Annotated in this window: 15 protein-coding genes; 12 read left to right on the top strand and 3 right to left on the bottom strand. The window is 67.6% G+C overall.

The features are described 5' to 3' along the window. Positions 1–88: 88 nt before the first annotated feature. The 3 genes from rimI to F9K07_RS32115 are packed head-to-tail and all read left to right on the top strand — an operon-like array spanning position 89 to position 1,591. Entirely contained in the window at positions 89–589 is a 501-nt protein-coding gene (gene rimI / locus F9K07_RS27230; protein ID WP_236582075.1) for a ribosomal protein S18-alanine N-acetyltransferase, read from the top strand. Positions 590–639: 50 nt separating this feature from the next. Continuing rightward, the gene (locus F9K07_RS27235; RefSeq protein ID WP_159597130.1) at positions 640–1,413 is read left to right on the top strand and encodes a uracil-DNA glycosylase; all 774 of its coding nucleotides are present in this window, start codon (positions 640–642) and stop codon (positions 1,411–1,413) included. Positions 1,414–1,468: 55 nt separating this feature from the next. Continuing rightward, entirely contained in the window at positions 1,469–1,591 is a 123-nt protein-coding gene (locus F9K07_RS32115) for a hypothetical protein (RefSeq protein WP_268894731.1), read from the top strand. 1,079 nt (positions 1,592–2,670) lie between these two features. Here F9K07_RS32115 and F9K07_RS27245 read toward each other — a convergent pair. Continuing rightward, positions 2,671–3,564: a DMT family transporter gene (locus tag F9K07_RS27245; protein WP_159596368.1), complete on the bottom strand. Its 894-nt coding sequence runs from the start codon at positions 3,562–3,564 to the stop codon at positions 2,671–2,673. A 58-nt stretch (positions 3,565–3,622) separates the two neighbouring features. Here F9K07_RS27245 and pyrF point away from each other — a divergent pair, with 58 nt between their 5' ends. The 3 genes from pyrF (at position 3,623) to F9K07_RS27260 (ending at position 5,879) form a co-directional block, all read left to right on the top strand. Then, the gene (gene pyrF, locus F9K07_RS27250; RefSeq protein ID WP_201451486.1) at positions 3,623–4,462 is read left to right on the top strand and encodes an orotidine-5'-phosphate decarboxylase; all 840 of its coding nucleotides are present in this window, start codon (positions 3,623–3,625) and stop codon (positions 4,460–4,462) included. Positions 4,463–4,536: 74 nt separating this feature from the next. Then, on the top strand, positions 4,537–5,265 hold the full coding sequence (locus F9K07_RS27255) for a glutathione S-transferase family protein (RefSeq protein WP_159596369.1): 729 nt from the start codon (positions 4,537–4,539) through the stop codon (positions 5,263–5,265). Continuing rightward, positions 5,262–5,879, top strand: a complete 618-nt coding sequence (locus tag F9K07_RS27260) for a glutathione S-transferase family protein (protein ID WP_159596370.1) — start codon at positions 5,262–5,264, stop codon at positions 5,877–5,879. Before F9K07_RS27255 ends, F9K07_RS27260 begins: the two co-directional genes overlap by 4 nt. A 15-nt stretch (positions 5,880–5,894) precedes the next feature. On the opposite strand, the gene F9K07_RS27265 is transcribed toward F9K07_RS27260, so the two are convergent. After that, the gene (locus F9K07_RS27265; protein WP_159596371.1) at positions 5,895–7,451 is read right to left on the bottom strand and encodes a CYTH and CHAD domain-containing protein; all 1,557 of its coding nucleotides are present in this window, start codon (positions 7,449–7,451) and stop codon (positions 5,895–5,897) included. Between the two features lie 203 nt (positions 7,452–7,654). On the opposite strand from F9K07_RS27265, the gene F9K07_RS27270 reads away from it, so the two are divergent. Next, entirely contained in the window at positions 7,655–7,894 is a 240-nt protein-coding gene (locus tag F9K07_RS27270) for a hypothetical protein (RefSeq protein WP_159596372.1), read from the top strand. Further along, positions 7,891–8,220, top strand: coding sequence for a hypothetical protein (locus F9K07_RS27275; RefSeq protein WP_201451487.1), 330 nt, complete (start codon positions 7,891–7,893; stop codon positions 8,218–8,220). Before F9K07_RS27270 ends, F9K07_RS27275 begins: the two co-directional genes overlap by 4 nt. Before the next feature lie 7 nt (positions 8,221–8,227). Here the strand turns inward: F9K07_RS27275 and uvrA are convergent, their stop codons facing one another. Further along, entirely contained in the window at positions 8,228–11,383 is a 3,156-nt protein-coding gene (gene uvrA / locus F9K07_RS27280; RefSeq protein WP_159596373.1) for an excinuclease ABC subunit UvrA, read from the bottom strand. Positions 11,384–11,547: 164 nt separating this feature from the next. Between uvrA and F9K07_RS27285 the strand changes: the two genes are divergently transcribed. The 4 genes from F9K07_RS27285 to F9K07_RS27300 all read left to right on the top strand — a co-directional run bounded on the left by F9K07_RS27285 (position 11,548) and on the right by F9K07_RS27300 (position 14,696). Next, the gene (locus F9K07_RS27285) at positions 11,548–12,738 is read left to right on the top strand and encodes an MFS transporter (protein WP_159597132.1); all 1,191 of its coding nucleotides are present in this window, start codon (positions 11,548–11,550) and stop codon (positions 12,736–12,738) included. Positions 12,739–12,882: 144 nt separating this feature from the next. Continuing rightward, a complete protein-coding gene (gene ssb / locus F9K07_RS27290) occupies positions 12,883–13,377 on the top strand; it encodes a single-stranded DNA-binding protein (RefSeq protein WP_159596374.1) in 495 nt (164 codons plus the stop codon). Between the two features lie 83 nt (positions 13,378–13,460). Continuing rightward, positions 13,461–14,120, top strand: a complete 660-nt coding sequence (locus F9K07_RS27295; RefSeq protein ID WP_159596375.1) for a response regulator — start codon at positions 13,461–13,463, stop codon at positions 14,118–14,120. Positions 14,121–14,264: 144 nt separating this feature from the next. Further along, on the top strand, positions 14,265–14,696 hold the full coding sequence (locus tag F9K07_RS27300; protein WP_159596376.1) for a hypothetical protein: 432 nt from the start codon (positions 14,265–14,267) through the stop codon (positions 14,694–14,696). Positions 14,697–14,704: the final 8 nt, after the last annotated feature.

The following is a 14,704-nucleotide window of genomic DNA, read 5'->3' on the forward strand; positions in this document are numbered from 1 at the left end:
TGCGCCTGCGCCACCCACACGGGTCTGGCCGGCAACAGGTGAGGTGGCACCCACCCCCCGCAACGAACGCCGCATCGCCTTCGAGCCCATGACCGAAGCCGACCTGGAACAGGTGCACGTGCTGGAATCCGCCACATATGCCCATCCGTGGTCGCGCAAGCACTTCCACGACTCGCTGCAAGCGGGCTACCCGGCCGTGCTGCTGCTGGGTGAAGCACTGCCGCACGAACGGCAACCCCACGCGGCCCGCGCCGATGGCCGTTTGCTGCTGGGCTATCTGGTGGCCATGCCCGGCGTCGACGAAGTGCATCTGCTCAACGTCACCGTGGCCGCGGCGCACCAACGCCAGGGCTGGGCGCGCTTCATGCTCGATGCCTTGGCGCTGTGGTCGCGCGGACAGGGCGCGCATTGGCTGTGGCTCGAAGTGCGCGAGAGCAACACGCCCGCGCGCCGCCTCTATGAGCGCCATGGCTTTTCGCAGGTGGGACTGCGCAAGGCGTACTACCCGGCGGGCCACCAGCGCCGCGAAGACGCGGTGGTGATGAGCCTGAACCTGGCGCGTGCGACCATGGCGGAGGATCCTGCTTGAACACCGACAGCACCTCCTTCGTGCCCCAGCTCGACGCCCGCCAGCGCGCCATGCTGGCCGAAATGGGCGTGCGCGTCTGGGCACCGCGCCCTGCGCCGCCACCGTCGGCCGCCGAGCCGGTTGCCGCGCAGCCTCCCGCGCGAGCCCCGGCCCCCAGTGCCCCCCCGCGCCCAGCGCCTGCAGCCCCGGTAGCGGCCCCGCCCATCGCAAGCCCGGTGGCGGTGCGCCCACTCCCCAGCCCGGTGGACACGATGGACTGGCCCGCGCTGCGCGAGGCCGTGGCCGGGTGCGAGGACTGCGGGCTGTGCAAGAGCCGCAGGAACACCGTGTTCGGCGTGGGGGACACGCAGGCCGACTGGATGATCGTGGGCGAAGCCCCCGGCGAGCAGGAAGACCGGCAGGGCGAGCCTTTCGTGGGTGCAGCCGGCCAGTTGCTCGACAACATGCTGCGCGCCGTGGGCCGCAGCCGCACGGGCGAAGGCGCACAAGGCGCGTTCATCGCCAACGTGCTCAAATGCCGCCCACCCGCCAACCGCAATCCGCAGCCAGAAGAAGTCGCGCGCTGCGAACCCTACCTGGTGCGCCAGGTGAAGCTGGTGCAACCCAAGGTCATCGTCGCCATGGGGCGCTTTGCGGTGCAGTCGCTGCTCAAGACGACCGAACCGATCGGCCGACTGCGCGGCAAGGTGCACCGCTACGAAGGGGTGCCCGTGATCGTCACGTACCACCCGGCCTACCTGCTGCGCACGCCCGGTGACAAAGGCAAGGCCTGGGCCGATCTGTGCCTGGCGATGCACACGCTGGAAACAACCCCGGCCGCGTGAGCGGGTAAACAAGGACAGCGCGGCCCAAGCCGCGCGACCCCGTTAGACTCCAGCCATGCCTGCCACCACGACCTTTGCCACGTTCGCCCATGCCGGCGCGCGCCAGACGGTCGTTCGCCCGCTCCAGGCCCTCCCATGGGCCCGCTGCCGCCACCTGACCCTGGCCGCAGATTCCTGAGCCCGGCGATCCCCACCCCACGCACCTCCATCGCCGGGCCCCTCTTGGGTGCCATTGCACAACCCGCACGACCCGCGCGCTCCTCGTGAGCAGCGCCCACGCCTGGAAGCACGCCCGAGCACCGAGCGCGCGTGTTCCTGGCCACGACCCGCCCGCCGGTCCGCAGGACCGTGTTGCGGCCCTTGTCCGAACCCACGCCAGCGCCGCGCCAATGCAGCGGTGCGGCCACTCCAGCAGGAGTCACTCCATGGAACTCTCCAAATCCTTCATCAAGGCCAAGAACCCGTGCGCCAACGGCTTTCGCTGGTTCTTGCGCCACCACCCCGACGGCAACGACTACCAGCCCATGCTCGATGCGCTCGTGGCCGAGGGCCGCGTCGACGACGCCTGCTGGCTGCTGGCGCAGTTCGGCCCGACGCAGGCCACACTCCGGCTGGAGCGCCTGGATGTGGAAGCGATCGTGTTCGCGGGCTCGATCGAAGTCGCGCGCGACATCGACGTCGGCAGCGTGTTGCGCGCGGGTGGCCGCATCCACGCGGGCGGAAGCATCCGCGCGGGCCACGGGGTGACGGCCGGCAAAGCCGTGGTGGCCGGGGGCGCGCTGGAGACCACGACCCTGGACGCTGGCGATGACGTGCATGCGCGCGCCATCGAGATCCTGGGTGACCTGCGCATCGGCGGCCAGTTGCGCTGCACGCGCGACCTGGTGTGCGGACGCGATCTGCGCGTCGACCAACAGGTCCAGGTCGGCGGTGTGATGGTCGTGGCCGGTGCGCTGCAGGTCGGCCGCAACCTGCAGGTGCGCGGCGAGTTGCGCACCGGCGCGGCGATCCAGGTCGCCGGTGGCTTGCTGGCCAGCGAATCGGTCAGTTGCGGCTCGCACCTGGAGGTGGGCCTGGGCATCAAGGTCGGTGGTTCGCTCGTCGCCGGTGGTGCGATCCGGGCCGGCGAAAGCATTTCAGCGGTGGGCGACATCACCGCCGGTGGCGGCTACGGCGTGTTTGCCGGTCTGTGCGTGCAGCGCGAAGATTGGGAGACATCCGCCTTCGTCAGCGCGAGCACGGTGCCCGCGCAGTTGCTCAGCGGCCACTGGGTGGGCTCCTCCTGGGCCACAGCACCGCCGCTATCGCCACCAGCACCAGCAGCACCGCGGCCCAGTCCTGCCAATGCAGAACCTCGCCCAGCCACCACGCCCCGCTGAACACGCTGAGCACGGGAATGAACATCACCGACAGCGTGGAGGCGATCGGCGGCAGGTCGCGCGCGAGCGCCAGCCACACCACCTGGGCAAAGGCAAAGATGCCCAAGGCGTTGTAGACGATGGCGCCCCACACCCCGGCGCCGGGCCAACCCCAGACCTCGCGCTCGAACAGCAGCGCCAGGGCGGCCATCCACACCGTGGTCACGGCGGTGAGCCAGAAGGCAATGGCCAAGGTCGGCTGCGGCATCGACGTGTGGCGCAGCATCTGCGTGCCCACCGCCCACGAGGCCGCCGCCGCCAGCATCATCACCACGCCCACCGGGCTGCCCGCCATGTTCGTGAGTTCGTGCCACAACAACAGCGCCACCCCCGCGCCGGCAGCCGCCACGCCCACCCAGGCGCGGCCTGTCAGGCGCTGACCAAACCACCAGCCACCCAGCACCGCCGAGAACACGGGCATGGTGTAGCCCAGGATGGCCGCGCGCCCGCTGGACAACGTGGGGATCGCCAGGATCATCAAGGTGTGCCAGATGAGCATGTTGAACACCGTGAGGCGGGCCAGCTCGGGCCAGTGCCCGCGCCCGATGCGCAAGGGCACGCTGCGCCACCACAGGAAAAGCCCCAGCACCGGCAGGCCGATCCCCATGCTGATGGCGCGGAACGTGAGCGGGGGAAAGCCCGTCACGCCGAACTTCATGATCGGCCAGTTGAAGCCCCATACCAAGGTGATGAGAACCAGCAGGACAGCTTGTTGTCGGGTCAGCGTGTGCATGGCCGCAATCTTAGGAGTTCGCAGCGTCGCGCCGCAGTCGGCCCACTAAAATCGCCCGATGACTTTTCTCGACATGCTGCGCGACGCCGAGCGCCAGAACCGTTCCCTGTTGTGCGTCGGCCTGGACCCGGACCCCGCCCGCTTCCCCGCCCATCTGAAGAACGACGCGAGCCGCATCTACGATTTCTGCGCCGCCATCGTCGAGGCCACGGCCGACACCGCCATTGCCTTCAAACCCCAGATCGCCTACTTCGCCGCGCACCGCGCCGAAGAACAGCTGGAACGCCTGATGGCCCACACGCGCCGCGTCGCGCCACACGTGCCCGTCATCCTGGATGCCAAACGCGGCGACATCGGCAGCACCGCGCAGCAATACGCCATCGAAGCCTTCGAGCGCTACGGCGCCGATGCGGTCACGCTCTCGCCCTTCATGGGCTTCGACTCGGTCGAGCCTTACTTGCAGTACCACGGCAAGGGCGCGTTCCTGCTCTGTCGCACGTCCAACCCCGGCGGCGATGATCTGCAGAACCAACGCCTGGCCTCGATTGGCGGCGAGCCCCTGCTGTACGAACACGTGGCCCGTCTGGCGCAAGGGCCCTGGAATCTCAATGGCCAGCTCGGCCTGGTGGTGGGCGCCACGTACCCGGCCGAAATCGAACGTGTGCGCGAGATCGCGCCGACCTTGCCGCTGCTGATTCCGGGCGTGGGCGCGCAAGGCGGCGACGCAGTCGCCACCGTCAAGGCGGGCCTGCGCGCGCAAGGCGAAAACACCACCGGCCCGATCATCGTGAACTCGTCGCGCGCGATTCTGTACGCCTCGGCAGACGCCGACTTCGCCGACGCCGCGCGCCGCGTGGCGCTGAAAACGCGGGACGAACTCCACGCCGCTCGCACGTAGCCTGCGCGACAGGCGGCGTGCCGCAGAGGGCGCTAGGATGCCGGAGCCCGCTTGCATCAATGGGACCGCCGCGCATGATCGACCTCTACACCGCCGCCACGCCCAACGGACACAAGGTGTCCATCGCGCTCGAAGAACTGGCATTGCCGTATGCGCTGCGCGTGCTCAACCTGAGCCAGGGCGAACAGCGCCACCCCGTCTACCTGAAGATCAACCCCAACGGCCGCATCCCGGCCATCGTCGACCACGACGCCGGTGGCTTCGCGGTCTTCGAGTCCGGCGCCATCCTGATCTACCTGGCCGAGAAGACCGGCCGCCTCATGCCAGGCGACGCGCAAGGCCGCTCGCGCGTGCTGCAGTGGCTGATGTTCCAGATGGGCGGCATCGGCCCGATGATGGGACAGGCCAATGTGTTCTTCCGCTATTTCCCCGAGAAGATTCCAGCCGCCATCGAGCGCTACCAGGGCGAATGCAAGCGACTGTTCCGCGTGCTCGACGGCCACCTGGCGCAGCACGAGTACCTCGCGGGCGACTACTCCATCGCCGACATCGCCAACTGGGCCTGGGTGCGCACCCACCGCTGGTCGGGCGTGGACATCGACGACCTGCCGCATCTCAAGCGTTGGCGCAACGCGATCCGCGCCCGGCCGGCGGTGCAGCGCGGCATCGAACAACCCGCGGCCACGATGGACCTTGAGCGCGATGGCGATGCCGGTGCGCAACGCTTTGCCGAGGAAGCGCGGCGCATGGTGGAAACCGGCGCGAGCCTTCAGGCCGGCACGGGCGCAAAGGGCGCGGCATGAGGCTGTATGTATCGCCGCGCGCACCCAACCCTCGCCGGGTGTTGATGTTCCTGGTGGAGAAAGACATCAACGGCCTGGAACTCATCAACGTCGACCTGAACGCACAGGAACACAAGACCGCCGACTACCGCGCCAAGAGCCCGTTGGCGCGCGTGCCCGCGCTGGAGCTCGATGACGGCCGGGTGCTCACCGAGACGCGCGCCATCTGCACCTGGCTCGAGGGCCGCTACCCGCAGCCCAACCTGATGGGCCGCAACGCCGACGAGCGCGCCTTCATCGAGATGGCCGACCGCCGCGTGGAGTGGTATCTCATGCTGCCGATGGCGAACGCGATCCGCCACACGCACCCCGGGCTGGCGCCGCTGGAGCAACCGCAATTCCCGGACTTCGGACAATCGCAATTGCCCAAGGCGCGCGAGACCGCCGCCTGGTTCGATGGTGAGCTGCAACGCCAGCCCTGGGTGGCGGGCGAGCGCTTCACCATTGCCGACATCACCGCCTTCTGCGCCGTGGAGTTCGCACGGCTGGCGCGCTTTCGGCCCGGCGATGAAGGTTTGCACGCGCTTCAGGCCTGGCGCGATCGCGTGGCCGAACGGGCGAGCGCAAGAGCTTGATGGCCCTGGCGCCCGTCAACGGTCGCCGCACCGCCTTTCAGTGCGCTCCAAGGCGCGCTCCATGGCCGGCAGCTTGGGCAACTCGAGCCGAAGCTCCTCGGCGAGAGCCTCCTGCCAGCGCTGCACCCAGGCACCTGCAAGCCTGGGTGGCAAGGCCGCCAACAGCGCCTGTGCGGTGCTGAGGTCGTTCAGGTGGCCCAGCAGCGCTTGCGCATCGGTCAGCATCGCCGTGCTGCGCGCGACCTCCTTGGACGGCAACACACTGGCCAGCAGTTCCTGCGCATAGCGCAGCTTCTTCAACACGATGCGCAGCGCGTGCCGGCCTTCCGGACCGGCCCGTCGTGCGACGCGTGCGGCCTTCGCCAGGGCAAGGTGGCGTTCGCGCACAGCGCCTCGGGCCCACGCGGCCAGAGGGCGTCGCGACGGCCCGGGGTCCACCGCCCCCAGCGCGAACACGGCACGCGTGAACGCCAGCAGGCGCAAGGCGTGCGCCGAGCCACCCAGGACATCGGCCGCACGCCGGCCCGCGTCCAGGCGCAGCGCGTGCACGTGGGCCAGAAAGTCCGCCGGCGGCCCTGCACCGTCACCGCTGGCGACGTTCCAGTCCGCCAAGCGCTCGGTGACGAACACATCCCAATCGCGCGCACCGCCCAGCACACGGGCCACCAACCGCCATTCGCTCGACCAGTGCGCCACGAACCGCCGAGGCAGATGGCCCCGGAACACGCGCAGCGCGGTGCGCAGACGCCGCAGCGCGACGCGGCATTGGTGCAGGAACTCCGGCTCCGGCAGGTGGCCATCGGGCCCCGGGGGCCACACCCCCCGTTCATTGGCCTGCAGATGCGCCAGGCAATCCAGCGCCACGGCGCGAAACGCCAGCACGGGATGCATGTCCACTTCGAGCGCGATGGGCGAGGCCTTCACCGGCTGCAACCGCTCGCCGGAGAACAAGGCATAACCGCGTTCGGCCTTGCTGCGCTGCGCCGGCAGCAGGCGCAAGCCGTTGGCGGCCTGGCCCGTGGGCCCCAGCGCAAGGGTATGCGCCAGATCGAACAACGCATCGACCGGGCCGCTCTTGAGTTCCAGCTCCAGTTCCAGGATGCGCTGGCGCGGGCCGCCTCCGGCGGTGCCGGTGGTGATGAAGCCCTGGTCGAGCGCCAGTTCCACCACGGCCTCGCCATGTCTCACGGTCCAGCTGCGACGTGTGAAGTCGGTCCGGAACACCGGCACCAGTTGCCAGGCCACCTGCGTGAGTTGCGGCGCCAGGGCCTCGTCATCGACCAGCGCGGCGAAATCAAATTGGCCGGGTCGGCATACCGCCTCCCATTCACCTCGGCGCGACAACCCGCCCACCGACGTTCCCGCGGTTTTGACCGTGAGCAACGTGCGGCGACCCACGCGGCGCTCGCGCACCGCCATGCGCTGCGCGCGCAGGGCCAGGGTAGAGGTGTCGAAATAGGTGTTGAACAGTCGCTCGCGGTGCGCGGGCTGCGCGCGCAGGAGCGCGTGCTCGAGCAGGCGCGGCAGATCGTCGGGATGCAGTTCCAGTTTGAGTTCGGTTTCGACAGGCATGGACCAGGGAATGGGCAAGGAGCGTGAAATGCAGGTAGTCTGCCGCCGGATCGCGAATCCATCTATCGCGGACGCCAAAAATCTCCCGGCCCGTGCCGATTTACGCTTTGTAACGACCACGCGCGACCGCCGGCTCAGAATCGCAGCAGGCCATGCCCTGAGAGGCCGGTCATTGGACACGGCCATTCAAAAATACAAACCCCATGCACAACACCTCTGCACTGCGCTTCGCCCTCCCCGCCATGCTGCTCGGCCTGGCGCTGACCGCCAGCCCACCGGCCCTGGCTGAAAAACCCGACCGAGACGACAGACACGGTGGCAAACACGACAAGTACCAGAAGCAAGACAAGCGCGATAAGCACGGCCCGTCGCACCGGGACGAGCGCCGCGATGACCACCGCCCCCGCGAAGTCGTGCGGCGCCGTCGCCGGGCGTGTCGGTGAACATCCAGATCGGCGGCTATTTCGCGGAACCGCAGCGACGCGCGGCGTATGCGTACTACGAGCCCCGGTTCAAGGCTGGCAAATGCCCACCGGGCCTGGCGAAGAAGCACAACGGCTGCATGCCGCCCGGCCAGGCGAAGAAGTGGCGCATGGGCTCGCCACTGCCACACGACGTCGTCTACTACCCGGTGCCCAACAGTGTGGCCGTGCAGATCGGCCTTCCGCCAGCGGGCTACAAATACGTGCGTGTCGCGGCCGACATTCTGATGATCGCCGTGGGCACATCGATGGTGGTCGACGCGATCGAAGATCTCGGCCGGTTCTGAATGCTTCTCACACGGCCAGCAAGCGCTTGAGGTAGTGCCCCGTGTGGCTTTCGGCGTGTGCTGCCACGGCTTCAGGCGTTCCTTGCACCACCACCGTACCCCCGCCGGAGCCGCCTTCGGGCCCCATGTCGATCACCCAATCGGCGGTCTTGATCACGTCCAGGTTGTGCTCGATCACCACGATGGTGTTGCCCGCGTCGCGCAGCTGGTGCAGCACCTTGAGCAGCAATTCGATGTCGGCGAAGTGCAGGCCGGTGGTGGGCTCGTCCAGGATGTAGAGCGTGCGCCCGGTATCGCGCTTGCTCAGCTCCAGCGCGAGCTTGACGCGCTGCGCCTCGCCGCCCGAGAGCGTGGTCGCGCTCTGGCCGAGCTGGATGTAAGACAGCCCCACATCCAGCAGCGTCTGCAACTTGCGGTGCAGCGTGGGCACGGCGCCAAAGAAGGCGTGCGCCTGCTCCACCGTCATGTCCAGGATCTGCGCGATGTTGCGGCCCTTGTATTGCACGTCGAGTGTTTCGCGGTTGTAGCGCCGGCCACCACAGACCTCGCAGGGCACGTACACGTCGGGCAGGAAATGCATCTCCACCTTGACCACACCGTCGCCCTGGCAGGCCTCGCAGCGGCCGCCGGCCACATTGAAGCTGAAGCGGCCCGGCCCATAGCCACGTTCGCGCGCGGTGGGCATCTCTGCCATGAGTTCGCGGATGCCCGTGAACAGGCCGGTGTAGGTGGCGGGGTTGCTGCGCGGCGTGCGGCCGATCGGCGACTGGTCGACGTTGATCACCTTGTCGAAATGCTCGATGCCTTCGATCGCGTCGTGTGCCGCCGGCTCGTCGTGCGAGCGGTAGAGCGTGCGCGCCACGGCGGCGTAGAGCGTGTCGTTGACGACAGTGGACTTCCCCGACCCCGACACGCCCGTGACGCAGGTGAGCAGCCCCACCGGGAAGGTCACGTTCACGCCCTTGAGGTTGTGGCCGCGCGCGTTGAGCACGCGGATCTCCTGCAGCGCCCCGAGCGTGGCCTGGTGCGCGGCCTCGCGCGCGGCGCGGCGTTCGGCGGCCGGGCTGGGCGCAAAGCGCGGTTTGGCGGCAACGGGTTTGGGCGTCTCGCCGCTCCTGACCACCGGCAACCAGGGCGTGCGCCGGGACGGCACGGCAATGCGGCGCGCGCCGCTGAGGTATTGGCCGGTGAGCGATTCGGAGGCCGCCATGATGTCGCTGCAACTGCCCTGCGCCATCACCCGCCCACCGTGCACGCCCGCGCCGGGGCCCATGTCGATCACGTGATCGGCGGTGCGGATCATGTCCTCGTCGTGCTCGACCACAAGCACCGTATTGCCCAGGTCGCGCAGGTGCTGCAGGGTGGCGATGAGGCGGTCGTTGTCGCGCTGGTGCAGACCGATGCTGGGTTCGTCGAGCACGTACATCACACCCGTCAGTCCGCTGCCAATCTGGCTGGCCAGGCGGATGCGCTGGGCTTCACCGCCGGAGAGCGTGTCCGCACTGCGGTCCAGGCTGAGGTAGTTCAAGCCCACGTCGTTGAGAAACTTCAGACGCTGGCGGATTTCGTTGATCACGCGAGCGGCGATGTCACCCTTGGCGCCCTGCAGCTCCAGCGCCTTGAAGTACGCCAGCGATTCGCCGAGCGTGATGTGGCTGATCTTGTAGATCGGCTGCTTCTGCTCGCCTTCGCCGACGAACACATGGCGTGCCTCGCGGCGCAGGCGCGAGCCCCCACACTCCGGGCAAGGCTGCACGGCGCGGTAGCGCGCCAGTTCTTCGCGCACGGCAGCGCTGTCGGTCTCGCGGTAACGGCGCTCGAAATTCCGGATGATGCCTTCGAAGGGGTGCTTCTTGCTCACCTTGCGGCCGGCGCGCTCACCCGATTCGAGCGCGTAGCTGAACTTCACCTCTTCTTCGCCCGAGCCGTACAGCAGCACCTGCTGCACGCGCTCGCCCAGGCTTTCCCATGGCGCCTCCGCATCAAACTTGTAGTGCGCGCCCAGGCTTTCGATCATCGCGAAGGAATAGCCGTTGCGCCGGTCCCATCCTTTGATCGCACCGCTGGCCATGCTCAGCGATGGGAAGGCGACCACGCGAGCCGGGTCGAAGAACTCGGTGTGTCCCAATCCGTCGCAGGTCGGGCAGGCGCCCATGGGCGAGTTGAAGGAAAACAGGCGGGGTTCCAGTTCGCCCACGGTGTAATGGCACATCGGGCAGGCGAAGCGCGCTGAGAAACCGTGCTCGCGCGGTGCCGGGCCTGCGCCTTCGGCGTCCATTTCCACCGCGAGCGCGCGGCCATCGGCCAGCCGCAACGCGGCCTCGAAACTCTCGGCCAGCCGCTGGCGCAAGGGATTCACTCCCTCTTCCTCGCCATCGAAGCGCACCTTGATGCGGTCGATCACCACGTCGATGTTGTGTTTCTCGGTTTTCTTGAGCGAGGGCAGCGCTTCGGCCTCGAGCACCACGCCGTCAATCCGGAACCGCACGTAGCCCTGCGCCTGCATGTCGGCGAACAGTTCGAGAAACTCGCCCTTCTTCTCGCGCGCCACGGGTGCGAGGATCATCAGGCGCGTCCCTTCGGGCAACGCCAGCACCGCGTCCACCATCTGCGCCACGCTCTGAGCGGCCAGCGGCAGGCCGTGGTCCGGACAGTGCGGCGTACCGGCCCGCGCATACAGCAGGCGAAGGTAGTCGTGGATTTCGGTGACCGTTCCCACCGTGGAGCGGGGGTTGTGGCTGGTCGCCTTCTGCTCGATGGCGATCGCCGGCGACAGGCCCTCGATCAGGTCCACATCGGGTTTGTCCATCAACTGGAGGAACTGCCGGGCGTACGCCGACAAGCTCTCCACGTACCGGCGCTGGCCTTCGGCGTAGAGCGTGTCGAAAGCCAGGCTGGACTTGCCCGAGCCCGACAGACCGGTGATCACCACCAGCGAATGCTTCGGGATGTCGAGGTCGACATTCTTCAGGTTGTGCGTGCGCGCGCCGCGCACTGTGAGGAAAGCGCTGGCATGCCGCAAGGCGGCAACCAGGTAGCGCGCATCGGGCTCGGACACGGACACGGCTGAGGGAGTCGTCACGCCGGTCGATCCCGTCGATATCGGGGCCGGGTTCAAGTTCTGGTTCAAGGCGCTTCGGGTGTGTGGAGGGCAACCGAGCATGATAAGCCGCCAACGGGCGGCGAACCCACCTTCCAGCGGCCACCTGCCATTCGCCGACAATACGCCCTCCGCCCGCTTGGGCCCTGCCCAACCCCGCTCCCGTGCCTTCTCTGAGCCCCACCCCCGCCGCCACGGCAGACGCCCCCCCACCCGACGCGGCCCGCATGACCCCGGCCGAACGCCGCGCGAGCGCCTCTCTGGCGCTGGTGTTTGCCTTGCGCATGCTCGGCTTGTTCATCGTTCTGCCGGTGTTCGCCCTGGAGGCGGCGCGCCTGCCCGGCGGCGACGACCCCGCCCGGGTGGGCTTTGCCATGGGCCTCTACGGCCTGACCCAGGCCTTCCTGCAGATGCCCGTGGGACTGGCCTCGGACCGCTACGGCCGCAAGCCCGTCATCGTCGCCGGCTTGCTGCTGTTCGCGCTGGGCAGCGGCATCGCCGCCTGGGCGCCCGATCTCACCTGGCTGGCGATCGGCCGCGCGGTGCAGGGTGCTGGCGCCATCTCCGCCGCCGTGACCGCATTTCTTGCCGACGTCACGCGCGACGCCGTGCGCACCAAGGCCATGGCCATGGTCGGCGCCAGCATCGCCTTGATGTTTGCGCTGTCCCTGGTGTTGGCTCCGATGCTGGCCGGCTGGATCGGCCTGTCCGGCATCTTCGCCGTGACGGGCGTGCTGGCCCTGCTGGCCATCGCGGTGGTGATCTGGGTCGCGCCGCCCGAGCCGCGCGAACACCGGCCATCGGACTTGCAGCAAGTGCGCACCAGCCTGGCCGAGGTGCTGCGCGACCGAGGCCTGCTGCGCCTGAACCTCGGGGTGTTCGTGCTGCACGCGGTGCAACTGGCGATGTGGATGGCCGTGCCCGCCATGCTGGTGTCGGCGGGCCTAGCCAAAGCCGATCACGCTCATGTCTACCTGCCGGCCGTGGCCGCATCGCTGCTCGTCATGGGCGGTGTGCTGTTCCCCATGGAGCGCAGGGGCCATCTGCGAACCGCGTTCCTGGTCTCCATTGCCTTGATCGGCGTGGTGCAACTGGCACTTTGGGCGCTCGCGGGCGCGCAGCCGGGCCTGTGGACGCTGGGCGTGCTGCTTTTTGTGTTCTTCATCGGATTCAACACACTGGAAGCCAGCCAGCCCAGTCTGGTGTCGCGGCTCGCGCCCGTGCACGCCAGAGGGGCCGCTCTGGGCGTGTACAACACGCTGCAATCCGTCGGATTCTTCGTCGGTGGCGCGGCCGGTGGCTGGCTGGTGCGCGCCCATGGCGCGCAAGGCCTTTTCGCCGCCTGTGCCGCAGCCGTGCTGGTGTGGCTGCTGGTGGCGTGGCCGATGCGCGTGCCGCCTCCCGCAAACCGGCGCTGAGAACGCATCGTCCATGGCACATGGTGGTGCAGGCCGGCACCAGAGTCTCCAGGGAGTCGGCCGGCACTTGCGGCACAATGTCAGACCGTTTCTCGTCCGTGCCCCACCCAGCTTCAGCGGCACCCTCTTCAGGACATCACCACCATGGCATCCGTCAACAAAGTCATCCTCGTCGGCAATTGCGGCCGCGACCCCGAAATCCGCTACCTGCCTTCGGGCCAGGCCGTGGCCAACGTCAGCGTGGCCACCTCCAGCCGGCGCAAGGACCGCAACAGCGGCGAGATGATTGAAGACACGCAATGGCATCGCGTGACGTTCTATGACCGACTGGCTGAAATCGCCGGCGAATACGTCAAGAAGGGCCGCCCCATCTATGTCGAAGGCCGATTGAAGTACGGCAAGTACACCGGTCAGGACGGCATTGAAAAGAACACCGTGGACATCATCGCCACGGAGCTGCAGCTCCTGGGCGGCCGTGAAGGCATGGGCGGCGGCGACGAAGGCGGCGGTGGTGGAGGCTACTCGCGTCCTGCGGCCGCGCCTCGGGCCCCTGCCCCGGCGCCTCGACAAGCGCCAGCCGCCGCGCCCGCGCGCCAATCCAGCGGCTTCGATGACATGGACGACGACATTCCGTTCTAAACGTCCACCGACGCCTTGGCAACCGATCAACGCCCGCCACACTGCATTGGGCATGATCGTTCCACCATCACGGCACACCGCACATGATCAAAGTCGTCGTCGCTGAAGATCACGCCTTGGTTCGACAAGGCATTGGCATGCTCCTCAGTGCCAACGGCGACTTCAAGCTGGTGGGAGAAACCGCCTTGGGCAGCGAGGTGGAAGCGCTGGTGCAGCAGCACCGCCCTGACTTGCTGCTGCTCGACCTCGCGCTCGGCGACAGCTCGGGCATTGAAGTGGCACGCAAAGTCAAGCGGGCAGTGCCGCAAACGCGCGCACTGATCGTCACCGGCAACGTCTATCCCGGCTCGGTGACCAATGCCTTCGCGGCCGGCGCCGACGGTTTCGTGCTCAAACACGAACAGGGCGATGAGCTCCTCGGTGCGATCCACGCCGTGCTGTCCGGCAACAGGTACATCAGCCCGCAAGTGGCCAAGGCCATGAGCGCCTCGGCAAGCCACTCCCCCGAAGGCCCCGAGGTCTCTCAGACGCTCACACCGCGAGAGCAACAGATCGTTCGGTTGATTGCCAAGGGCAGCAGCAACCAGGAAATCGCGGATGCCCTGCACATCAGCGTGCTCACCGCCCGCAAGCACCGCCAGAACGTCATGATCAAGCTAGGCCTGCACAACGGCGCGGAGATTGCGGCGTACGCCATCAAATCGGGCCTGTCCGAGGCCCCCGACGTCAGCCGCAACCTCTAGCGGACCAAAAAAGTAACCAAAAATAGTGCACCTGCATTATTGAGCGTCGCATCCGCCCCCTCCATACTTTGCCCACGGTTGTCGCTCCCTCGCCGATGTCGTCGGTGGATGCGATCGAGATGAACAAGGCAAATGAGGCAGGCCATGAAAGTGATGAGCGCAGTAGCCCGAGGTGTGATCAAGTGCATGGGCTTCAAGCATGACGTACCGACGTCCGCACACCATACGGAAGCTGGCGACGACATCGACTCCGAACTGAGTCCTCTCTCGATCCCCGAAGACTACAAGTCGCTTATCTCCTATTGCTTTCGCAGCGTTGGCCTGACCGAGGACCACGTGTCCATCAGTGTGCATCCCGTCGGTCAGCGGCCATCCGGACTGGAAATCTATGCTGCGTTCGTCAAAGTCATGTGCCGGGACTCGTCAACGACGACCCTGCTCAATGAGATGCCGCACATCGAGAAGATGATCGACCGCGGAATTCGCCGCAGCGACATGCCCCGCTACAGCAGCTTCGCGGGCCTCTGGTTTCAATCTTCACCGGAACAGGGCGGTTCTTCCGCCACGATGCACTGAGACCCAAA

The organism is Hydrogenophaga sp. BPS33 (assembly GCF_009859475.1).
GTDB lineage: Bacteria > Pseudomonadota > Gammaproteobacteria > Burkholderiales > Burkholderiaceae_C > Hydrogenophaga.